23 protein-coding genes are annotated in these 19,607 nt (G+C 54.0%); 7 read left to right on the top strand and 16 right to left on the bottom strand.

What is annotated here, in order from left to right:
* On the top strand, positions 1-796 hold a 796-nt coding region (locus ACTIKR_RS15160), incomplete at its 5' end, for a LysR substrate-binding domain-containing protein (protein WP_442328256.1).
* A 122-nt stretch (positions 797-918) separates the two neighbouring features.
* Here ACTIKR_RS15160 and ACTIKR_RS15155 read toward each other — a convergent pair.
* Both ACTIKR_RS15155 and ACTIKR_RS15150 read right to left on the bottom strand, forming a co-directional pair.
* Positions 919-2,274 carry an FAD-dependent oxidoreductase gene (locus ACTIKR_RS15155; protein ID WP_193089405.1) on the bottom strand — a complete coding sequence of 452 codons (1,356 nt, stop codon included), beginning with the start codon at positions 2,272-2,274 and terminating at the stop codon, positions 919-921.
* 22 nt (positions 2,275-2,296) lie between these two features.
* The gene (locus ACTIKR_RS15150) at positions 2,297-3,265 is read right to left on the bottom strand and encodes a Bug family tripartite tricarboxylate transporter substrate binding protein (protein WP_193089406.1); all 969 of its coding nucleotides are present in this window, start codon (positions 3,263-3,265) and stop codon (positions 2,297-2,299) included.
* A gap of 121 nt (positions 3,266-3,386) precedes the next feature.
* Between ACTIKR_RS15150 and ACTIKR_RS15145 the strand changes: the two genes are divergently transcribed.
* Positions 3,387-4,274, top strand: a complete 888-nt coding sequence (locus ACTIKR_RS15145; RefSeq protein WP_193089407.1) for a LysR family transcriptional regulator — start codon at positions 3,387-3,389, stop codon at positions 4,272-4,274.
* Between the two features lie 91 nt (positions 4,275-4,365).
* On the opposite strand, the gene ACTIKR_RS15140 is transcribed toward ACTIKR_RS15145, so the two are convergent.
* The 7 genes from ACTIKR_RS15140 to ACTIKR_RS15110 are packed head-to-tail and all read right to left on the bottom strand — an operon-like array spanning position 4,366 to position 10,230.
* Positions 4,366-5,040 (bottom strand): CoA-transferase, encoded by a 675-nt coding sequence (locus ACTIKR_RS15140; protein WP_442328255.1) that lies wholly within the window; start codon positions 5,038-5,040, stop codon positions 4,366-4,368.
* The gene (locus ACTIKR_RS15135; RefSeq protein ID WP_442328254.1) at positions 5,037-5,711 is read right to left on the bottom strand and encodes a 3-oxoacid CoA-transferase subunit A; all 675 of its coding nucleotides are present in this window, start codon (positions 5,709-5,711) and stop codon (positions 5,037-5,039) included. The genes ACTIKR_RS15140 and ACTIKR_RS15135 overlap by 4 nt, the downstream gene beginning before the upstream one ends.
* A 26-nt stretch (positions 5,712-5,737) precedes the next feature.
* Complete coding sequence (pcaF, locus tag ACTIKR_RS15130) at positions 5,738-6,952, bottom strand: 3-oxoadipyl-CoA thiolase (protein WP_442328253.1); 1,215 nt, start codon at positions 6,950-6,952, stop codon at positions 5,738-5,740.
* Positions 6,953-6,989: 37 nt separating this feature from the next.
* Positions 6,990-8,252: a CaiB/BaiF CoA transferase family protein gene (locus tag ACTIKR_RS15125; RefSeq protein ID WP_442328252.1), complete on the bottom strand. Its 1,263-nt coding sequence runs from the start codon at positions 8,250-8,252 to the stop codon at positions 6,990-6,992.
* 32 nt (positions 8,253-8,284) lie between these two features.
* Positions 8,285-9,256 carry a Bug family tripartite tricarboxylate transporter substrate binding protein gene (locus tag ACTIKR_RS15120; protein WP_193089411.1) on the bottom strand — a complete coding sequence of 324 codons (972 nt, stop codon included), beginning with the start codon at positions 9,254-9,256 and terminating at the stop codon, positions 8,285-8,287.
* A gap of 58 nt (positions 9,257-9,314) precedes the next feature.
* Positions 9,315-9,749, bottom strand: a complete 435-nt coding sequence (locus ACTIKR_RS15115; RefSeq protein WP_193089412.1) for a MaoC family dehydratase — start codon at positions 9,747-9,749, stop codon at positions 9,315-9,317.
* 10 nt (positions 9,750-9,759) lie between these two features.
* Positions 9,760-10,230, bottom strand: coding sequence for a MaoC family dehydratase (locus ACTIKR_RS15110; protein WP_442328251.1), 471 nt, complete (start codon positions 10,228-10,230; stop codon positions 9,760-9,762).
* Positions 10,231-10,490: 260 nt separating this feature from the next.
* Here ACTIKR_RS15110 and ACTIKR_RS15105 point away from each other — a divergent pair, with 260 nt between their 5' ends.
* Positions 10,491-11,252: an IclR family transcriptional regulator domain-containing protein gene (locus ACTIKR_RS15105; RefSeq protein WP_442328250.1), complete on the top strand. Its 762-nt coding sequence runs from the start codon at positions 10,491-10,493 to the stop codon at positions 11,250-11,252.
* Positions 11,253-11,356: 104 nt separating this feature from the next.
* Here ACTIKR_RS15105 and ACTIKR_RS15100 read toward each other — a convergent pair whose 3' ends face one another.
* The gene (locus tag ACTIKR_RS15100; protein WP_226817057.1) at positions 11,357-12,064 is read right to left on the bottom strand and encodes a glutathione S-transferase family protein; all 708 of its coding nucleotides are present in this window, start codon (positions 12,062-12,064) and stop codon (positions 11,357-11,359) included.
* A gap of 113 nt (positions 12,065-12,177) precedes the next feature.
* Here ACTIKR_RS15100 and ACTIKR_RS15095 point away from each other — a divergent pair, with 113 nt between their 5' ends.
* The gene (locus tag ACTIKR_RS15095) at positions 12,178-12,537 is read left to right on the top strand and encodes a winged helix-turn-helix transcriptional regulator (protein ID WP_193089415.1); all 360 of its coding nucleotides are present in this window, start codon (positions 12,178-12,180) and stop codon (positions 12,535-12,537) included.
* Positions 12,538-12,813: 276 nt separating this feature from the next.
* Positions 12,814-13,002: a hypothetical protein gene (locus tag ACTIKR_RS15090; RefSeq protein ID WP_193089416.1), complete on the top strand. Its 189-nt coding sequence runs from the start codon at positions 12,814-12,816 to the stop codon at positions 13,000-13,002.
* Between the two features lie 107 nt (positions 13,003-13,109).
* Here ACTIKR_RS15090 and ACTIKR_RS15085 read toward each other — a convergent pair whose 3' ends face one another.
* Genes ACTIKR_RS15085 through ACTIKR_RS15075 form a run of 3 tightly spaced genes read right to left on the bottom strand, consistent with a single transcriptional unit; the run spans position 13,110 to position 16,031 of the window.
* The gene (locus ACTIKR_RS15085) at positions 13,110-14,495 is read right to left on the bottom strand and encodes a saccharopine dehydrogenase family protein (protein WP_442328249.1); all 1,386 of its coding nucleotides are present in this window, start codon (positions 14,493-14,495) and stop codon (positions 13,110-13,112) included.
* Between the two features lie 39 nt (positions 14,496-14,534).
* Entirely contained in the window at positions 14,535-15,638 is a 1,104-nt protein-coding gene (locus ACTIKR_RS15080) for a carboxynorspermidine decarboxylase (RefSeq protein WP_193089418.1), read from the bottom strand.
* Positions 15,639-15,644: 6 nt separating this feature from the next.
* On the bottom strand, positions 15,645-16,031 hold the full coding sequence (locus tag ACTIKR_RS15075; protein WP_193089419.1) for a helix-turn-helix domain-containing protein: 387 nt from the start codon (positions 16,029-16,031) through the stop codon (positions 15,645-15,647).
* A gap of 375 nt (positions 16,032-16,406) precedes the next feature.
* Between ACTIKR_RS15075 and ACTIKR_RS15070 the strand changes: the two genes are divergently transcribed.
* Complete coding sequence (locus ACTIKR_RS15070; protein WP_193089420.1) at positions 16,407-16,838, top strand: carboxymuconolactone decarboxylase family protein; 432 nt, start codon at positions 16,407-16,409, stop codon at positions 16,836-16,838.
* A gap of 227 nt (positions 16,839-17,065) precedes the next feature.
* Here the strand turns inward: ACTIKR_RS15070 and ACTIKR_RS15065 are convergent, their stop codons facing one another.
* Positions 17,066-17,776: a TerC family protein gene (locus tag ACTIKR_RS15065; RefSeq protein ID WP_193089421.1), complete on the bottom strand. Its 711-nt coding sequence runs from the start codon at positions 17,774-17,776 to the stop codon at positions 17,066-17,068.
* Positions 17,769-18,128, bottom strand: coding sequence for a hypothetical protein (locus ACTIKR_RS15060; protein ID WP_193089422.1), 360 nt, complete (start codon positions 18,126-18,128; stop codon positions 17,769-17,771). The genes ACTIKR_RS15065 and ACTIKR_RS15060 overlap by 8 nt, the downstream gene beginning before the upstream one ends.
* Before the next feature lie 121 nt (positions 18,129-18,249).
* Here ACTIKR_RS15060 and ACTIKR_RS15055 point away from each other — a divergent pair, with 121 nt between their 5' ends.
* Positions 18,250-18,885, top strand: coding sequence for a carbonic anhydrase (locus ACTIKR_RS15055; RefSeq protein WP_193089423.1), 636 nt, complete (start codon positions 18,250-18,252; stop codon positions 18,883-18,885).
* A gap of 41 nt (positions 18,886-18,926) precedes the next feature.
* Here ACTIKR_RS15055 and ACTIKR_RS15050 read toward each other — a convergent pair.
* A partial coding sequence (locus tag ACTIKR_RS15050) for an ABC transporter substrate-binding protein (protein ID WP_442328248.1) occupies positions 18,927-19,607 on the bottom strand: 681 nt, incomplete at its 5' end.

The following is a 19,607-nucleotide window of genomic DNA, read 5'->3' as shown; positions in this document are numbered from 1 at the left end:
GGAAGATATTGGCTTGCCCTTGTTCGAGCGCCATGCGCGTGGCCTGATTCCGACGCCCTATGGAGAGATGCTGATTGCTCACGCCAGGCAAATCGACATTCAGCTGGATCGTGCCAGCAGTGATATGGAAATGCTGCGTGAAGGCGGTAGCGGACGGGTCATGATCGGCGCAAGCGGTGTTGCCGCGTCTGACACTGTCCCGCTGGCCATCATGCGTCTGCTGACACATATGCCAAAGGCCCGGGTGAATCTTGTTGAAGGAACCACTGACCGGTTGATTTCTCAGCTGGAGCAGGGGGCGCTGGATATTGTGTTGGGTCGAGCCGATACGGATCTGGGCAGCCCGAATCTGGAGACCGAGAACCTGTTCTTTGACGGTATTCACTTCGTCGTACGTCCAGGGCACCCGCTTTTGCAAGTCAGCAGCCTGCGCTGGTCGGATTTGCATGCTTATCGCTGGTTAGTCTGGCCAAAAGGCACGCCGGTGCGCAATGCGCTGGATGTTGCACTGGCAGCGGCAGGGCAGAACCTGGCGCAGGATACGATAGAGACCAATTCCGTTACAGCCAATCTCATGTTCCTGAACAATAGCGACATGATAGGCGTGGCCTCGGTTCGAGCCTCCCTGCGTCTGGCGCAAATGAATGTACTCAGGATCCTGCCAATGCGCTTGTCCGGATCAGGGGCAGTCGCCATGTACTGGAGCAAGGAAGCGTTCATGTCGCATGCCTTGCGCCTGGCCATGAACTGCTTGCGAGAAGTCGCGCATGAATATGATAGTGCATCAGAGGTGTAGCCTCCAGTTTTCAATGGTGTCCAATCTTGCTGCCACTGTATAAGCGCGTCGCCCGTTGCGTGGATCTGCTCCGCATCGGTCATGACTGGAGCATGGACCAAGTGGCGATGTCCATCTTGGTTTCATGGCTCCAGCAGGCATCCGTCCGCGCGCAAGGTCTGCTGCAGATGTACTGGATCGAACGATTGCAACGGTGTCGTGCCTGCCATTGCGGCGGCGGTGCCGGCCGCCTGACCCATAACGAAGCATGCGCCGCTGGCCCTGGCTGCAGACTGCCCCTCGTGAGTCATTGAGGCACAGCGTCCCGCAATCAGCAGATTTTGCACCTGGACCGGCACCAGCATCCGCCACGGCAGATCGTTGTATGCCCGGTCTGGATCCGATGGGAATCCCCATGAAATACCGCCGGATTGATGCAATTCCATGGGCCAGGCGTTCATGCCGATCCTGTCGTCAAAGCGGGCAGAATTGAGGATGTCGTCACCCGTCAACGCATAACATCCCTGAATGCGACGAGTCTCACGAATGCCGATTTGTGGCGCGATTTCGACGATACGCGCTTCAGAGAAACCCGGAATCTGTTCGCGAAGAAATTGAAAGTATTCAAGAACCTGGCGTCTGCCTTCTACCTCTCCGGCGCTCAGCTCATTGGCATCCACTGCGTTCAAGGCGCGACCATCGGCGTTGGCAATTTGAGTGACATTGGCTCGCCATTCGGAAGAATGGATTTGCGGTCGTAGGATGGCGCCATCTCGCGGGAAGCGATACCGTCCCGGGTGTTCCCTTTGTGCACGTTCCATAAAGTCGTTGATGGCCTTGAACTCACCCACTGCAGGCAGTGCTTGTGAGGCGTCCACGTGACCGACACGAAACATCGTCGTCGGAAAGAGTCCGCTGCCGTGTCCGTCACCTATTTCATGGGGGACACCGGCAAATACTGCCACGTCTGCGTCGCCTGAGCAGTCAACGAAAACGTTGGCCCGGATCGCCTGTCTGCCTGATTTGGTCTCGACCACGAGGGCGTTGATGCGGGTGTCGTCCATAAGCACTGCGCAGGCACTGGCGTGAAATAATAAGTTCACGCCTGAAGCCAGCATCCATTGGTCGGCCGCGCATTTGTATATGGACGTATCGTACGAGCGAACCCTGATGCGTCCTTGCATTCCATCCTGAGGCCGGTTCAGGCCGCCCAGCGCTTCAAGGCGCGACAGCAGATCATCTACTGCACCGCGTACCAGCTGCTGCATTTGACCGTTGTGGCGACCGTAGAGGCCTGCGAAGTTGGTTACGCCGCCGGCGGTGCCCATGCCTCCGAGAAAGCCATAGGACTCCACCAGTAGCGTTTGGGCGCCATGGCGTGCGGCGCTGGCTGCAGCGGCAAGTCCAGCAGGACCACCGCCGATGACAACGACGTCATACTCGCCAAAAACCGGCAGATTTCGTGATGGCTCTAACAAGGTCGATGGTAAGGTTGTCATGGATGCTGTCCTTGTCAAAGTGTTAATTAAGTTTGATATTGTTTTGTTCGACTACCTGTTTCCAGCGTGCTAAATCTGCTTGCAGCAGCTTGCCGAAATCGGCTTGCGAGTTACCCACCGGGTCCATGTACTGGGTGCGAAGTCTGCTTTGGACCGCCGGTTCGGCCAGAATCTGAACCAGGTTCTCATGCAAGGCATTGACAATGGAAGCGGGGGTTTTGGCCGGCACAATGAAGCCGATCCAGGCGTCTCCCTTTATGTTCGGCAGACCGCTTTCGGCCAACGTGGGTATGTCGGGAAGCGAAGGAGATCTGGCAGGCGAGGCAACCGCCAATGCGCGCAGCTTGCCTGCTTTAACATGGGGCATTACAGCTGCTGCGGGCAGCAACGCCATGTCGACATCACCCGACAGAACAGCAGTGACCGCCGCACCCGATCCCCGGTAGGGCACATGTACGGCATCTCCGCCCGTTTTGGCCACCAGGGCCGCCATTGCCAGATGCGAAATGGACCCCGCGCCGATAGACGCGAAACTGAGTTTCGAGTTGGCTTTCATCAAAGCGGCCAACTGCTTGGTATCGGTCGTGGCCAGTTTGGATCCGACCACCAGCACCGAGGGTTGCGACACGGCCACGGTGACCAATTCGATGTCCCTGGCTACGTCATACGGCATGTTCCTGAACAAAAGGGCATTGACGCCCAGCGCTCCAGCAATGCTCACCCCGATCGTTTGCCCATCGGCGTCTGCTTTGGCAACGACGTTGGTCCCGATATTGCCTGCTGCACCGCTCTTGTTCTCCACTACGAAGGGTTGGTGTAGTCTTGCCGCCAGGCGTTCACCGATAAGGCGAGCGGTAAAGTCAGGGGTAGAGCCGGCATCAAAAGGGACGACGATACTTACGGGCCCGGCAGGCCAATTGTTTGCAAGGGCGCCTGTGCCGGTGATCGTGAGCGTGGCAAGAAAAAAAAGTCGAAACGCGATCGATTTCATGTGATGTCTCCTGGAATGTGCGGGTTGTGCCAGTTATGTCTGGTTCTTGTGTGCATTTTAGGGACCGGGTATCATTGCGTCGATCGAGGACAGGTAATACACGCTAGCAGGAAATTAAATAATGGACATGAAGCTACTAGCCGTTTTTGATGAAATATACAAGACTCGCAGCGTCAGTCGGGCCGGCGAAAATCTCGGCATTCCGCAAACGTCGGTCAGCCTGGCGCTCGCGCGGTTGCGGCGTCGTTTCAATGATCAGTTGTTCGTACGTACTGGGAATGGGATGATGCCAACCCCAAGGGCCGCTATGCTCGTACCACAATTGCGTCAGGCTTTGCAATTGCTGCAGCTGGCCACTGAGCAACAGGCTGAATTCGATCCGGCATCGTCGTTCAGGACGTTCAGAATATCCATGACGGACATCAGTCATCTTGAATTTATGCCGGCAATGATGAATAAGGTGGCCAGGGTGGCGCCCAATGTCCAGATTGAAGTTCTGCGTATCAAGGCTGATACAGGAAAACTACTGGAATCGGGGGATGCAGATCTTGCCATAGGTTATATGCCCGAGCTTGAGGCGGGTTTCTACCAACAGAAGTTGTTCAAAGATGGATTTGCCTGCGTGGTGCGACGCGACCATCCGCGTATTGAGACCAAACTGACCCAAAGCAGGTTCAAAAGTGAACGGCATGTTGTTCTGATAGCGCCAGGTACCGGAAACGAGATTGTTGAACGGGAACTGAAACGTCAAGGAACACAGCGTAAAGTTGCCCTGTCGTTACCTACCCTTCCGGGTGTCGGCAATTTGCTGGCCAATACCGATCTGATGGCCACGCTCCCCGGGCGGGTCGCCAAAATACTGGTCAAAATTGCGCATGTCAAGGCGCTCGCTCCTCCCTATAGGTTTCCGGACTTTTCCATCAAGCAACACTGGCACGAGCGCTATCACCAGGACCCGGGGAACCGCTGGCTTCGCTCTACGCTAGCCGAGTTGTTTCTGGAAATTTGATCAGGTTCCTTCAAAATCTTCACGCTAGCGCTTCACAATTGCGGGCAGCCACAAAATAGACGCGGCCGGCCGGCTTACTGCGGGACCTGGTTCAGCAACTGTAATTGCCAATACCAGCGGGCGCCGGCTGCAGTGAAAGCCCTAATCGCCGCGATAACGCATCCAGGCTTGTTCCGGGAGTCAGTTCCAGCACGGTGGGAACAGCACCTGAAAGCTCAAAGACAGCAAGATCGGTGTAAAGACGTTTTACAACGCGCGCGCCTGTCAATGGCAGCGTGCATTGCTCAACGAGCCGCGCTTGCTGGTTCTTTCCAAAAAGATTCATCATGACAAATACACTGCGCGCGCCCACGACAAGATCCATTGCCCCACCAGGGGAAGGCAAATTTGCGTCTGCGCCAGTGGACCAGTTTGCCAGATCCCCCGAAGCGGATACCTCAAACGCGCCGAGTATAGTGATGTCCAGGTGCCCGCCCCGCACCAGAGCAAATGAATCCACATGATCCACAAAATGGCCGCCGCAGACCAGACTGACTGTCTTGCGTCCTGCATTGATCAGATCAAAGTCCTGCAGGCTGCCATCAACAATCGGACCTGATCCGACAATGCCGTTTTCCGTATGGACGATGATCTCGTCCTGAGCCGCAAAATAGTTTCCCACCAGTTCAGGCATCCCAATACCGAGATTGACCACCGCGCCGGGGAAAACATCCTGTGCGACGCGTCTTGCCATATGTTCTCGAGAAACAGGTTGCCACTCGCTCATTTTGTTACCTTTTTAAGATTGATTACTCTTTGAACAAAAACGCCCGATGTCACAATGGTTTCAGGGTCCATCATGCCCAAGGGAACCACATCGTCTACTTCTACGATGGTGGTTTTTGCTGCCATGCACATGACCGGGCCAAAGTTGCGTGCGGTCATGCGGTATTGAAGGTTGCCCCACCGGTCGGCATGACGTGCCTTGACCAAAGAAAAATCGCCAGTTAACGCGTGTTCAAAAATGTAGCCGCGGCCCCCGATCACACGGGCCTCCTTGCCGCGTGCCAAATCAGTGCCGAAGCCAGCCGGTGTAAATATTCCACCAAGGCCTGAGCCGCCCGCACGAAGCCGTTCAGCGAGCGTGCCTTGTGGCACGCACTCCAGCTCAACTTTTCCCTCACGATACAGGCCTTCGAACACGTGGGATTCCCAGGAGCGGGGGAATGAACATATCATTTTTCTGACACGGCCCGCGTCCAGGAGCCTGGCCACGCCCAGCAAGGCATTGCCGGCATTGTTGTGGACCAGTGTGAGATCTTTCGCGCCATGCTCGAGCAATGCGCTGATGAGCACGTCCGGTACGCCTGCGCCACTGAATCCACCCACCAGGATCGTCGCCCCATCGGGAATGTCATTGACCGCGTCAATCGCGCTGTCGCATAGTTTGTTAGTCACGGTCCGCTCCCATGTCGCTGGATCGCTCACACCCGTTCCAGCACGATTGCAATACCTTGTCCTACGCCGATGCACATGGTGCACAGTGCATAGCGTCCGCCGGTCCGGTGCAGTTGGTTGACAGCTGTCATTGCCAATCTGGCGCCGGACGCGCCTAGCGGATGGCCCAGGGCAATAGCGCCTCCGTTTGGGTTGATATGTGCTGCATCATCAGCCAGGCCGAGATCGCGTGTCACGGCCAGCGCCTGCGCGGCAAATGCCTCATTGAGTTCGATCACGTCCATATCGTGGATATGCAGACCGGTCAGGGCAAGCACCTTGCGCACGGCAGGCGCAGGACCAAAGCCCATGATTCTGGGTTCTACACCTGCGAAAGCCATGCCAACGACACGGGCTTTGGGCTCAAGGCCATATTTTTTTGCTGCATCGCCAGTGGCAAGCAGCACGGCGCATGCGCCGTCATTGACGCCGGATGCATTTCCGGCGGTGATGGTGCCATCGCTCCTGACAATCGGCTTGAGTTGTGCCAGTTTTTCCAAACTTGTTTGCCGCGGGTGTTCATCGCGAGCGACAATGGTCTGTTCAGATTTTTTGTTGGCAATGGTAACGGGCATAATCTCGTCGTCGAACAGGCCGGCGGCGATCGCTTGCGTTGCGCGCTGTTGACTGCGATAGGCAAACGCGTCCTGATCCTGACGCGAGATGCCAAATTGCGTTGCGACGTTTTCGGCAGTTTCAGGCATCGAGTCGACGCCAAAGTTCTGTTTCATCAGCGGATTGACGAATCGCCAGCCCAATGTGGTGTCGAACATTTGTTGCTGACGGGAAAAGGGGGTAGACGCCTTGCCAACGACATATGGTGAACGCGACATGCTCTCGACGCCACCGGCAATCATCATTTGTGCGTCACCGCTTTTGATCGCGCGCGCCGCAGTGCCGATGGCGTCCAGGCCGGAGGCGCATAAGCGATTCAGTGTAGAGGCAGGCACCTGAACCGGAAGACCTGCCAATAATGTGGCCATGCGGGCGACATTGCGATTGTCTTCGCCGGCCTGATTGGCGCATCCGAAGATGACATCGTCGATTGCCGACCAATCTACCTTCTCATTTTTCTTCATCAGGGCCGAAATGGGCATTGCCGCCAGGTCATCGGTGCGGATCGTGGACAGCGCACCCCCATAGCGTCCAAAGGGCGTACGAATAGCGTCGCAAATAAAGGCGTCTTGCATCAGATTGTTCATGGATACTCTCTTTACTATAATTTGATTTTCACAATAGTCATATCACGCGTGATTTACGCAATTGAGCCAGCTCACCATCATCGACGTTCAACAGCTGTTGCAATATCTCATCTGTATGTTGCCCGACGACAGGAGGAGGCAGGTCGTATGTTGGCGGCGTACTTGTCAATCGCAGCGGGGAAGCCGCTGCACTGATACGGGCGCCGTCTTCGCGTTCCAGATCGACTTTTAACTTGCGATGGATGACCTGCTCGTTCTGAAATACCTGCTCATAGTTATTGATGGGGCCGCAAGGAACACCATTTTTTTCCAGCACTTCCAGCCAGTCGGCAGAGCTGCGGGTTTGCATGGTTTGATTCAGATTGGCGTCAAGGCGTTCCCGATTGACGATGCGGCCTGTGACCTTGGTGAAATCCTCATCGCTGGCAAGATCATGACGGTCGATGACCGAGCAGTAGCGTTGCCACTGCTCGTCATTGCCGATAGCGATGATGATGTGCCCGTCTAGCGTGGGGTAAACGCCATAGGGAACCAGGCTCATGTGGGCATTCCCCATTCTGGCAGGCACGTTGCCGCTGGAAAAATAGCCCGTAATCTGGTTGCTGCCCAGGGCCACAATGCAATCGAGCAACGACATATCGATATATTGACCCTTACCCGATTTATTCCGGTGATTGATTGCCGCCAGCACCGCGATAGTGGAATACATGCCGGTCATGATATCGGCCAGGGCGATTCCCACCTTCTGAGGGCCCCCACCGGGAAGGCTGTCTTTTTCACCGGTGATGCTCATCATTCCCCCCATTCCCTGGAATACGAAATCGTAACCGGGGCGATGTGAATAGGGGCCGTCCTGACCAAAGCCTGTTATAGAGCAATAGATGATTTGGGGGTTTTCCTTACGTATGGATTCGTAATCGAGCCCATATTTTTTTAAATTCCCGACTTTGAAATTTTCTATAAACACATCGCTTATTCTGGCCAGCCGTTTAATCAGCGCCTGACCTTGCTCCGTGGTGATATCAATTGTCACCGAGCGCTTTCCCCGGTTGGCAGCAGAATAGTATGAAGAGTCTGCAGGCAGATCCTTTTGCTGACCGGGTAACCAGGGAGGGCCCCAGGCTCGGGTATCGTCGCCGTTTCCAGGTCGTTCGACCTTGATTATCTCGGCGCCCAGGTCAGCCAGATTCTGTGTACACCAAGGCCCGGCAAGGATACGCGTCAGATCGAGCACTCGGATATTCGATAGCGCCTTATCGTCGCTGCCTTGTCCAGACTGATTAAAGATATTCTCCAACATGGTGTTTTATCCTGTTAATACTGACTATTCTGTTATTTCGGAAGCGTGATATTGGCCTGCTGGATGACTTCAGACCATTTATCGATCTCCTTATTTACATAAGCATCGAATTGCGGCTGAGACAGGTCTCCGGGTGTTGCGCCCAGTGCGGCAAATTTCTTTTTGATGTCTGCTGATTGAAGGGCATCTCTGACATCGCTTGAGATTTGCTTCAGCACAGCACCGGGAATGTCTTTTGGTCCGTATAAGCCGAATATTGAGATGGCCTCGAAGTCTTTCACGCCAGCCTCGGCAATCGTGGGGGTGTCTTCAAGTTGAGGGACCCTCTCTTTAGAGGTCACGCCAAGAGCACGCAAGGACCCGGACTGGATATGCGCCAGAACACCCGGCACCGAATCGAACATCACCGGTATCTGGCCGGCCAGCAAATCATTCAGGGATGGAGCTGCGCCGCGGTACGGGATATGGGTTAATTTAACCCCCGCCATGTGCGCAAAGAGCTCACCGGATAGATGGTTGGCGCCACCGATCCCGGCGGAACCAAAATTGATCGTCCCAGGCTTTTCTTTGGCCATCTTAATCAGGTCTTGTACGTTTTTCGCCTCGAAATTTTTATTAACGACTAGAACGTTGGGCACTGACGCTACCAAGGCTATATTGCTGAATGCAGCCTTAGTGTCATAAGCAATTGTTTCCTTGAGCAAAGTGGGGTTAATGATATGGTGCGTCGCAGTCACCAGTAATCGATATCCATTTGGGGTGCTACGGGCAACATCCGCAGATCCAATCGTGCCGCTGGCGCCACTTTTGTTTTCAATGACGACGGGCTGACCCCATTTTTCGGACAACGCCTTGCCCAAGTGCCTGGCAAGCACGTCGGTGGTGCCGCCGGCCGGAAACGGAACAACGATGGTCACCGCTTTATCGGGATAGCTGGCTGCCACTGCGGGGGTGCATGCTAACGCAGCAAGTACCCCGGTAACTACGCGAATTATATGTTTCATGACTTGTCTCCAGAATAAGAATAGGGCCGTCGGTGTAGACGGCACAGGTTTTACACTTCTAGGCGTCAGAAAATTCCACCATGGCTTCTCCTTCAGCCACGAGCGTATTTTGCTGGTTCGTTACTGCAACTGAAACAACAACCCAGTGGGCTTTTTCTGTTTTCTTGACGATTTTGACAACCCCATTGGGGGTTATCGTGTCACCAGGCTTGACTGGAGACTTCCAGCGGGTTTCCAAACGTCGGTGAGTACCTCCAAGTGGCAATGCCCAATCGGTCATCATTTTGGTGATCAGGCTGAAGTTGGACATGCCATGCATGATAATTCCGCCGAAATTTGTCTTGCCAAAGTCTGACTCCATGTACTTGTCGTCCCAGTGCAGCGGGTTGTAATCGAGAGACGCTTCGCAAAATTCCCAGATCGTTTCACGGGTGGGTTCAAAGGGCACTCCTTTGATTTGCAGGCCTTCTTTGATTTCGAATGTATTTTCCATGTCTTGTTCCTTACATCGGCCGAATCGTCCAGCCGCGGCCGGAGCAAATAACTTCGTTGTTTTGGTTGAAGAAGACGTTGTCATGAACGGCAAACAGGCGGTTGCCTTTGATGAACTTGTCCAGCGCGCGTGCCTGCAACGTAATGACGTCTCCCGGGCGGGCCGGCTGGTTGTAACTCCAGGACTGGCCTGCGTTGATCGTTCCCGGACTGCGCATCCAATCATCGTTGGGCGTGCATGAAAACATGAGCAATACATGAATGGAGGGCGGTGCGATAAGGCCACCCCATTTGGTCGTTTTGGCGTATTCCTCATCAACGAACAGAGGATTCATGTCGCCCGTTGCTTTGCATAACTTGTGGATCGCTTCCTTTGTCAGGGTGTAGGGGATTGTCTCGCGTGGGGCACCGGGGACGATATCGTCCCAGATTTTCCGGGCAGTATTGCCTGCCCAGAAATCGGTGTCGTACTTATATTCCATATATGCCTCCGATATAAATAAACCAAATTTGCTGTCATTTAAAACAACCGCTAAGCGGTTGCTAATAACCGCTGTACGAACTATTCTAGATAGCTTTACCGGACGTGTCAATGGTATAAATACACATTTGTTCGCGTTTCAAGAAACAAATGGACGATATGAAGCCTGATATGACAATACACATGGACGTATTCGCTTCTATTGGGCGGGACCGTCGGGTATGCTAGACGGCTTTATATAAATAAGCAGGAGAGTTAAATATGGCCAGTCCGGACAGTGAGTCATTCGTGCGCACCTTTGCTCGGGGATTGCAGGTTATTGAGTCGTTGGGTCGCAGCAAACTGGGTATGAATATCGCGGGTGTTGCCGAAGATACCGGATTGAGCAGGTCAGTCGTCAAGCGCTACCTGCTCACGCTGACTGACCTTGGCTATACAAATGCCGCAGGGCGCGGGTACGCGCTCACTCCCAAAGCGCTCAATCTTGGGCTTTCTTATTTTTACTCGCTGCCGTTTTGGCGGCAGGCACAATTGGAGCTGGAAGAGCTGTCACAATCCATTCAGCAGTCATGTGCGATGTCGATCCTGGATGGAAACGAGATTGTTTATGTAGTGAGAATCCCGACCTATAAAATTCTTCGATCCAGCCCGACACTGGGCAGCCGCCTGCCGGCCAATGCGGTTTCCATGGGGCGGGCGCTTCTGGCGGAATCGGAGCAGGAGGTCATCGACGGTTTTCTAGCAACCGCAGCACTTAAGCGACTGACGAACCAGACTATTACCGACCGTGAAAAGCTGCGCACTGAAATCGAGCGAACCAGAGAGCAGGGGTATGCGTGGGTAGACGCAGAGCTGGATGAAGCCATTTGCGGTTTGGCTATTACCGTGAAAGATCTGGAAGGGAAAGCGCTGGCGGCGATCAATATAAGTCTTCCTGCCGGCCAGATTACCCGGGAACAGGCCGTCGAAAAGTATCTGGGGCCATTGCGGCGCACGGGGTCTACGATCCGTTCAGCCTTGTGAGCCACATGATGTCATTATGGATATTGCAGGTGCGCCACCCACAGCCGGTAATCTGAGCAGGAGCGCGAAGCGTGCCGGCGTATCATGCTCCTGCCTCGCTTCAATCACGCACCAAATCGTTCGATCACTTCATTCAGTGGCAGGTGTCCAAGGAACGAATCGGATCCGGCCAGCGTATCGCCATTTTCTATGGCAGTTGCAAAGGCGACAGCAGGCGTGCAGCTTATGCGCTCGCGCATGGCTGCAATTTTGGGCCATCGTGCAGGATCGGCCACCTGGTGGATCTCCAGCCATCGGGCGACGCCTATAAAGATCGCATCGGCTAGGCAAGGTTGTGCGCCTAGCAGGAAGGGGTTGTCGCCAACCATTTGCTCCAGTTTGTCATGACGATTGATGACGCCGGCATTGCCCGCCTGCTGTAATATCTTTTTTACTTGAGGGTCCGGATTTTCCATCTCCCATGCCTGCCATAGCGGGACAAAAGCGCCAGTGAAGCCCGTGTTGATAAAGGCCATGAGCTGATGCATGCGATCAGTGTCAGGCGAGGTTGGCGCAAAGCTGATACGTCTTTCGGTGTCCCGGTCTTGCAGCCAGTTGGCAATCGCCATTGTCTCGGTCAGGACCTGTCCCTGATCGGTAATCAGGACCGGCGTTTCCCGTCTGGGGTTGATACGCAGGTAAGCCGGTTCAAGCATTTCGCTCAGCATGTCTACGCGGCACAGGCGGTAGGGTTTGCCCAGCCATTCCAGGGCTGCAATCAGTCCCATGGAACTGCCGGCGGGAACGCCATAGAGTAAAATCGGTTCTATCAAAATATTCTCCATAATTCATGTGTGATAGCCAGTGCGGCTTGCGCATGCATTATCGTTGCATATTCAGTTCCAAGTAAATTACGCACTTTTTGGTAACCATCATCGGGAGCATTATGAAAAATCTGGTCTCTTACTGTCCCATCGAGGAGGTCATGCAGGTATTGAGCGGGCGCTGGCCGACGCTGCTGGTCTATTACCTGAAAGACGGCGTCAAGCGATTCAGCGATCTGAAGCGGGATAATCCAACGGTCTCGCATAAGATGCTGACGTTTGAATTGCGCAAACTTGAAAATGCCGGCATTGTCCAGCGCAAGGTGTTTGAAGGCTATCCCTTGCGTGTGGAATATTCCCTGACGGCGGGCGGGCAGGGGCTTGTGCCGCTGATTGATGCGCTGGGCGATTGGTGGAGCCAACTGCCGGGGGACGCGTCCGTGCCGCCGACAATACAACAGCCCGCGTTCACGGGTGAATGAGCGGCCTTGATCTGTCCTTTTTGGTAAAAGAAAAACGCATCAAAGATCGAATATCAAAATGAAAATACCAGATTCAATAACGTGATTTGCCAGCCTTGCCCAATGTTGCCGAGGATGGGTTTTTTTGATGATTTATACTTTTTATCGGCGAGGGACAGTTGTTTATGGCGACAAGTTGTCTACAGGCACACAAAGCGCTGGCCTTGTAATAAATATGACTTGTCTATGCAATAGACTTTGTGCTCGGTATCAATATATATGGCGGAGAGTAAACTGGTGAACGTTGAATTGTCATTCGATCGCGATGTGCTGAGAAATCAGATTGACATCTACAAAAGGCTAAAGCGGAACGGGTATCTGGAATCGGCTCAAAAGGAACTGGAGTCTATCGAGCATCAATTGGCGCTCGTGCAGCAGTCGTATCCCGATCAATATGAAGAACTGAAGGCCGAACTCGCGCTTTAAGCGAAGGGGCAATGGTGCCTCTGCATGGCAGCGTCAACCCCGGCTTGCGCGGCAGGGGCTGATGCTTTCACTATCCATTCACGATTTGCGGCAAACAATCCGGCTAATCAGCCGGTCAGGCGTTGCCGCTCTGCCATCATATCGTGCTGTCGGGATGGCGGGCTTTTTGCAAGCACGGCCTGGTCATGAGCAAAATAGTCGAATGCCACCGTGCTGTTCGGTTCCTCTTGCGGGGCCAGCATCAACAGCTCCCTTTGCGGCTCCAGCACCCGATCGCCTTTGTCGTCACGTACGCGCGTGACCAGCCCCATCCGGTTCATTTGTTCGATAAACGGTGCGGGGTCAAGTTCTTCTACATTGGTCATGTGTCCGGCATCCCATATGCCATTGGCAATCAGCATGGCGGCGGCGACAACCGGCACGCCGGCAGTGTACGAAATGGCCTGGCTGCCCACTTCTTCGTAGCTTTCTTCATGATCACAAATGTTATAGATAAGCACTTCCTGAGGCATACCATTCTTCGTGCCCTTTACCAGGTCGCCAATGCAGGTTTTGCCCGTGTATCCCGGGGCAAGTGACGCCGGATCGGGCAACACAGCCTTGATAACTTTAAGTGGCACAATTTCATCACCCTCAGCCGTACGCACGGGTTTTTCAGAGAGCAGGCCCAGGCTGTTCAAGACGTTAAACACATTGATGTAATGGTCGCCAAAACCCATCCAGAACCGGATGTTGGGAACGCCCAGGTTTTTCGACATGGAATGCAGCTCGTCATGGCCGGTCAGATATGTCGTGTGATTGCCAACTACAGGCATTTCCCATTGCTGGCGATGCTCGAACATCTTGCTGGCTTTCCAGCGATTTTGCTCCCAGGACCAGACGGTAGAGGTGAACTCCCGGAAGTTGATTTCCGGGTCGAAGTTGGTGGCAAAGTAACGGCCGTGGCTGCCGGCGTTGATGTCGATGATGTCAATGGACTCGACATGATCAAAATAGGTATCCAGGGCAAAACGGCCATAGGCATTGACCACGCCAGGATCGAATCCAACGCCTAGCAATGCGGTCACGCCGGCTTTTTTGCAGGCATCGCGTCGCTTCCATTCATGGTTACCGTACCACGGTGGCGGTTCACATACCTTGTCCGGGTCTTCATGAATGGCAGTATCCAGATAAGCTGCGCCGGTGTCTATGCATGCAGCCATGACTGACATATTCAGAAAGGGCGAGCCAACATTGATGACGATCTGACTGCCGGTCTCACGGATCAGTGTTTTGGTGGCCTCGATGTCGAGCGCGTCCAGGGCGTGTGCCTGCAGGCGGCCGGGGCCGTGTTTACTGCCTTTGTCCTTGATAGAGGCAATAATGGCTTCGCATTTGGCCACGGTGCGTGATGCAATATGTATGTCGCCAAGCAAAATATTGTTCTGTGCGCATTTGTGTGCTGCCACGTGTGCGACGCCGCCGGCGCCGATGATCAGAACGTTGCGTTTCATTGGATAATCCCCCAAATTGTTAAATACAAGCAGCCTGTCCTAGGACAGGCTGTTGACGTAGTCGTCAAAGGAAAAGTCGCGCACGACGCGCACGGAGCCATCCTCGTCTTTGACAGCGATGGAAGGCATATGAATACCGTTGAACCAGTTTTTCTTCACCATGGTGTAGCCGCCGGCATCGCCGATGGCAATCTGGTCACCGATTTGTAGTGGTCGGGCAAAGCGGCCTTCGCCGAAAATATCGCCTGCAAGACAGGTTTTGCCGCAAACCATATAAGTGTGCTCGCCGGTGTCATCGCCAACCGGCGCGGTTTCACGGTAAATCAACAGGTCCAGCATATGGGCTTCGGTGGAGCTGTCCACAATCGCCAACTGCTTTTCGTTGACGACGATATCCAGGACGCTGACTTGCAGCGTTGTGCTGTGGCGCACGGCAGCCTCTCCTGGTTCCAGATACACCTGCACGTTGTATTGCTGTGCGAATCGCCGCAGGCGCTCGCAAAAAGTATCCAGCGGATAGTCTTGTGCAGTAAAGCTGATGCCGCCGCCCAGGCTGACCCACTTAAGGTGAGGCAGGATCGCGCCGTAGTCATTTTCAACCTGGGTAAGCAACTGATCAAAACGTGCAAAATCGCCATTCTCACAATTGTTATGAATCATGATGCCATCGAGCCTGTCCAGTACAGACAGAATGCGTGCCGGATCGCTTTCGCCCAGCCTGCTGTACTGACGGGCAGGATCGGCCAGATCAAAGCCGGCGCAACTGACGCCTGGGTTGAGGCGCAGGCCGACAGGTTTGTCGCCCGCTGCGGGGGCAAAGCGCGTGAGTTGACTGATGGAATTGAAGATGATCTTGTCGCAGTTGGCAATCACTTCGTCAATTTCATGATCGGCAAAGGCCACGCTATATGCATGCGTTTCACCGCCGAATTTCTGAAATCCGAGTTTGACTTCATACAGGGATGAAGACGTCGTGCCATCCATATGCTGGCGCATCAGATCAAAAACCGACCAGGTGGCAAAGCACTTGAGCGCCAGTAATACTTTGGCGCCAGACTGCTGGCGGATGTAGTCGATGACGTGCAGGTTGCGCAACAGCGCAGATTTATCGATCAGGTAGTAAGGGGTAGAAGGCGTTTGCATGGTGTATCAGGTATCAACAGATGTCATAACTTGTGAAGAACTCATAGAAGTGTTTTTTTGATGAGGCGGTATTTTCTTGCCCAGGCGCTCCACCACAATGGGTGGACGGTCGGTAAACGCAGCCACGATTTGCAACTTGCCACCCAGGCTTTCGATGTAATGCTGCAACGTAGACACCAACATGTCGCTGCGCTTTTCTATGCGCGAGATGGTGCCCTGGCCAATATCCAGCGCAATGGCCAGGTCTTCCTGGGTGTGGCCGGTGGCCTTGCGCAGATCTTTGAGCGTTGCCACTTTCAATACCTGGCCGGCTGCGGTGCGGGTACGCTTGCCGCTTTTGTCGGCATCACGATCAGTACGGGGCATCGATTCTTTGCTGGATTTTTTGGGCATGATTCTGGCCTCTGCATGAATGAAATGCGTAAATTGGATGCGAATTCGCTTGGATAACAGGTCTGTCACGTAGATAACTGTACATGGTGACAGCATCAAAAGATGAATCAGATCTGCATTTTGTGGCCTCAATAATATATGCTTTCAAGTGAATATGCAACCGAAGGCATAATTACATAAAAATTACATGTCTTTGTTCAATTTATGGACCATATCATTAGCTGCTTCTTGCACCTGTTTGCTGGGCCATTATTACTCTACTATTGCTCATATGATTTGCCGACCGGACAAAGAACAGATCGACTCTTTGCCCTTGCGTTCTTTGTCGTGGCCGCTCGATCCAACCTAACCTGTCTTTAACTGGAGATTTTTTATATGAGTATCCTTCGCTTACCTTACTGGACCTTGTCGCCCGAGGCCTATCAGGGCTTGGGCGCAACCAAGAAGGCGCTGGAAAAGAGCAGTCTTGGCAAGCAATTGATCGGACTGGTATGGTTGCGTATGTCGCAGATTAACGGCTGCGCTTTCTGCCTGGAAATGCATACCAGGGAACTGCGTGCCGGCGATATCGCCGATGCCAAACTGGACAGTCTGGCCGGATGGCGTGCCAGTGAGCGCTTCAGCGAGCGCGAACGTGCGGCACTGGCCTGGGCCGAAGCGCTCACCCATGTGGACAAGACCAGCGCGCCGGATGAAGACTTTGAGCCGCTCAAGCCGCATTTTAGCGATGCGGAAATTTCCGACCTGACCTTTGCCATTGCCTTGATGAGTGCATTCAACCGCCTGGCAATCGGCATGCGCCAATAACCCTGGCGATTGTTCAATAATCACCTCGCCGGCCAGGGCCGTTGTTCGTAAACGCTTCAGGCAAAAAAAATTACACATGCATTAGCGCATATGTAATTGTCAGAAAACGGCCGCGATTGGCCGGGTTCTCGCCTGTTGGCGGTCCGGTGTTCAAGCGCGGCTGATGTATCTCGTTCTGCTGCGTCGTGCGCCTGCATCGGTCAGACCGGTGCGCGCACGACGTTCCATCACGTGTTGCTCAGTGCCGCGGTTTTTTTACGCTGGGCGATTGTGCGCCCCACCACGACGATCAGCAGGGCGCCGATAATCTCTGCAGTCAGCTTCAGCATAGTAGAAGGCTCGCCAAATCTTTCCACAATGAAGATGTCCGTGATCAGCATGCCGCCGGCGATCCAGCCCAGCAGTGCGGCGCCAAACAGTACTACGCTCGGGAAACGGTCGATCAGCTTGAGAACAAGCGTACTGCCCCAGATAATGATCGGAACGCTGACGATAAGGCCGAAGATCACAAGACCAAGCTGATGCTCCGGATTTGCGCCCTGGGCTGCACCGGCGATGGCGATCACGTTGTCCAGGCTCATGACGAAATCAGCAATGAGAATGGTTTTGAACGCCGAGAAAACCGTTGTCCCGCCGTTTATGTTGCCATGAGCATCATCTTCCGGGATCAGCAATTTGATACCGATCCAAATCAGCAGCAGTGCGCCTACGATCTTCAGGAAAGGCACGGTTAGCAGTGTCAGCGCGAAAGCGATCAATGCAACCCGCAGGATAATGGCACCGGCGGTGCCCCATAGAATGCCCTGCATCCTCTGCTTTTTCGGCAGATTGCGGCAGGCCAGCGCAATGACAACTGCATTGTCGCCGCCCAGCAGGATATCAATCAGGATAATTTGAAATACCGCTGCCCAGCTTAGTGTCTGTAAAAGTTCAAGCATAATTCACCATGAATCCGTCTAATTGAATGTTGGAATAAAACGGATCGGGACGCCTGTCGGGCTCGTGAATCCCAAGAGGATGCACGAAGAGTCTGAGAGGAGCATCAGACAAAACAAAACGGCCTGATCCGCAAGGACACAGGCCATCATTTATCTGAGGATGCACCTTGCCCTTGGTGGCAAGGTCTTGCTGCAACATGGATGTGTTGCCCGGGCACCGGGCGTCTGCAGATAACTGCATGACAGCCGTAATGACGATGCGGCGGAAGAAAGCTACTCCCCTTGATGCTTGAAGTATAGCGATGATTGGTGCGCTGTCAAGATATTTCTGGCGATTTTTGCGTTTTTTCATGTGATTTTCACCGCTAATGTCGCCGTTTTAACTCAGGTTGGACTAAGGATGGTCCGGTCGCCAGGGTCGAAAAAAATAAGAGTAAAATAAACGGCTTAAATTTTGAATTCAGGACCCGAATATGTTCCCCCAACGGTTAACCGATGGCTACGCTTCTTTTCTTCATGGCCGGCTCGAACGCGAGCGCGCGCGCTATGAACAGCTGGGCCAACGCGGCCAGCACCCGGAAATCATGGTCATCGGCTGCGGGGATTCCCGCGTTGCGCCCGAAATCATCTTTGATGCGGGGCCGGGTGAAATGTTCGTGGTGCGAAATATTGCCAATCTGGTGCCGCCCTGTGAACCGGACGTCGATTCGTCGTATCACGGCACCAGTGCCGCCATCGAGTTCGGTGTCAATGCACTGCAGGTCAAGCACATTGTGGTGTTGGGCCATGCCAGTTGCGGTGGCGTGGCGGCGTTTGCCAATAAGGCGGCGCCCTTGTCCAAGCGGGATTTCATTGGTAAATGGATGTCGCAGATCGCGCCGGTTGTCGAGCGTCTGGGACCGCCGACGCAAGATCGCCAGGGCTGGATCCGGCAACTGGAGTGGGCCGTTGTCGAGTATAGCCTGGCCAATCTGATGACCTTTCCTGCCGTTCGCGAACGCGTAGAAGCGGGCCTGCTGAAACTGCATGGCGCCTATTTTGGCGTGGCCACCGGCGTGCTGTTTGTCCGCGACGAGCAATCAGGCCAGTTCAAGGCATATTCAGAATAAGCACAAAGCAGCGCAAGCCTGCCGGCAGGGGCATCTGCCGGCTAACGCGTATTGCCGAAATACTTCATGCGCAACTTGTGTATGTCGCCGCGCTCGTGCAAGCCAAGCAATTCCAGGGTGACGGGCCGCAACAACTCGCTTTGCAAGGGAAAACCAAACCCGTACTTGTCCGGATGAAACACGGCGCCGATCAGGCGAACGGGTTGGCCTGGCTGGGAATGGGCAAAGTATTCCAGGACGGGCGCATCCCCTACAAGCGCATCAACCTCGCCTGATATCAAACCCTCGATCGACGCGTCCAGCGTGTCGTAGTTTTGTGTCCGGATTCCCAGGTTCTGCACATAATCTTCGCCCACGCTGCCTCCCAGGACACCAACGGTCTTGCCGGACAAATCCGACAGAGAATGAATCTGGCTGGTCAGCGACGTCGTTGTCATGACGCTTGTGATCGATGAGGTGACATAGGCAATGATGGCCACGCCCAGCACCATCCATAATGCCGACCATATACGGCCAATCCATCCAAACAGGTTTTTGTGTGTGGTCTTGCCCGTGGTCATGATCGACATGGTATGGAAAAAATTGTCAGCCAGGCCTTCCCGCCATCTGCGCGGAAATTCACGATCCAGCCTGCGATCCAGCAACGTAATGATGACCGTCGCAAACAGGGTGATAATCAGCAGCCAGGCAAAGGTGGTCAAATGCCCACTGTCAGACAGCCC

The sequence above is a fragment of the Advenella sp. genome (assembly GCF_052108595.1).
Lineage (GTDB): Bacteria > Pseudomonadota > Gammaproteobacteria > Burkholderiales > Burkholderiaceae_B > Advenella.
This window is presented reverse-complemented; position numbering and strand designations above follow the sequence as displayed.

What these genes read in the sequence shown, in the direction of transcription:
- ACTIKR_RS15155 (WP_193089405.1), bottom strand. Translation starts at nt 2,274, where the DNA reads ATGACAACCTTACCATCGACCTTGTTAGAGCCATCACGAAATCTGCCG.
- ACTIKR_RS15150 (WP_193089406.1), bottom strand. Translation starts at nt 3,265, where the DNA reads ATGAAATCGATCGCGTTTCGACTTTTTTTTCTTGCCACGCTCACGATC.
- ACTIKR_RS15145 (WP_193089407.1), top strand. Translation starts at nt 3,387, where the DNA reads ATGGACATGAAGCTACTAGCCGTTTTTGATGAAATATACAAGACTCGC.
- ACTIKR_RS15140 (WP_442328255.1), bottom strand. Translation starts at nt 5,040, where the DNA reads ATGAGCGAGTGGCAACCTGTTTCTCGAGAACATATGGCAAGACGCGTC.
- pcaF (WP_442328253.1), bottom strand. Translation starts at nt 6,952, where the DNA reads ATGAACAATCTGATGCAAGACGCCTTTATTTGCGACGCTATTCGTACG.
- ACTIKR_RS15125 (WP_442328252.1), bottom strand. Translation starts at nt 8,252, where the DNA reads ATGTTGGAGAATATCTTTAATCAGTCTGGACAAGGCAGCGACGATAAG.
- ACTIKR_RS15120 (WP_193089411.1), bottom strand. Translation starts at nt 9,256, where the DNA reads ATGAAACATATAATTCGCGTAGTTACCGGGGTACTTGCTGCGTTAGCA.
- ACTIKR_RS15115 (WP_193089412.1), bottom strand. Translation starts at nt 9,749, where the DNA reads ATGGAAAATACATTCGAAATCAAAGAAGGCCTGCAAATCAAAGGAGTG.
- ACTIKR_RS15110 (WP_442328251.1), bottom strand. Translation starts at nt 10,230, where the DNA reads ATGGAATATAAGTACGACACCGATTTCTGGGCAGGCAATACTGCCCGG.
- ACTIKR_RS15105 (WP_442328250.1), top strand. Translation starts at nt 10,491, where the DNA reads ATGGCCAGTCCGGACAGTGAGTCATTCGTGCGCACCTTTGCTCGGGGA.
- ACTIKR_RS15095 (WP_193089415.1), top strand. Translation starts at nt 12,178, where the DNA reads ATGAAAAATCTGGTCTCTTACTGTCCCATCGAGGAGGTCATGCAGGTA.
- ACTIKR_RS15085 (WP_442328249.1), bottom strand. Translation starts at nt 14,495, where the DNA reads ATGAAACGCAACGTTCTGATCATCGGCGCCGGCGGCGTCGCACACGTG.
- ACTIKR_RS15080 (WP_193089418.1), bottom strand. Translation starts at nt 15,638, where the DNA reads ATGCAAACGCCTTCTACCCCTTACTACCTGATCGATAAATCTGCGCTG.
- ACTIKR_RS15075 (WP_193089419.1), bottom strand. Translation starts at nt 16,031, where the DNA reads ATGCCCAAAAAATCCAGCAAAGAATCGATGCCCCGTACTGATCGTGAT.
- ACTIKR_RS15070 (WP_193089420.1), top strand. Translation starts at nt 16,407, where the DNA reads ATGAGTATCCTTCGCTTACCTTACTGGACCTTGTCGCCCGAGGCCTAT.
- ACTIKR_RS15065 (WP_193089421.1), bottom strand. Translation starts at nt 17,776, where the DNA reads ATGCTTGAACTTTTACAGACACTAAGCTGGGCAGCGGTATTTCAAATT.
- ACTIKR_RS15060 (WP_193089422.1), bottom strand. Translation starts at nt 18,128, where the DNA reads ATGAAAAAACGCAAAAATCGCCAGAAATATCTTGACAGCGCACCAATC.
- ACTIKR_RS15055 (WP_193089423.1), top strand. Translation starts at nt 18,250, where the DNA reads ATGTTCCCCCAACGGTTAACCGATGGCTACGCTTCTTTTCTTCATGGC.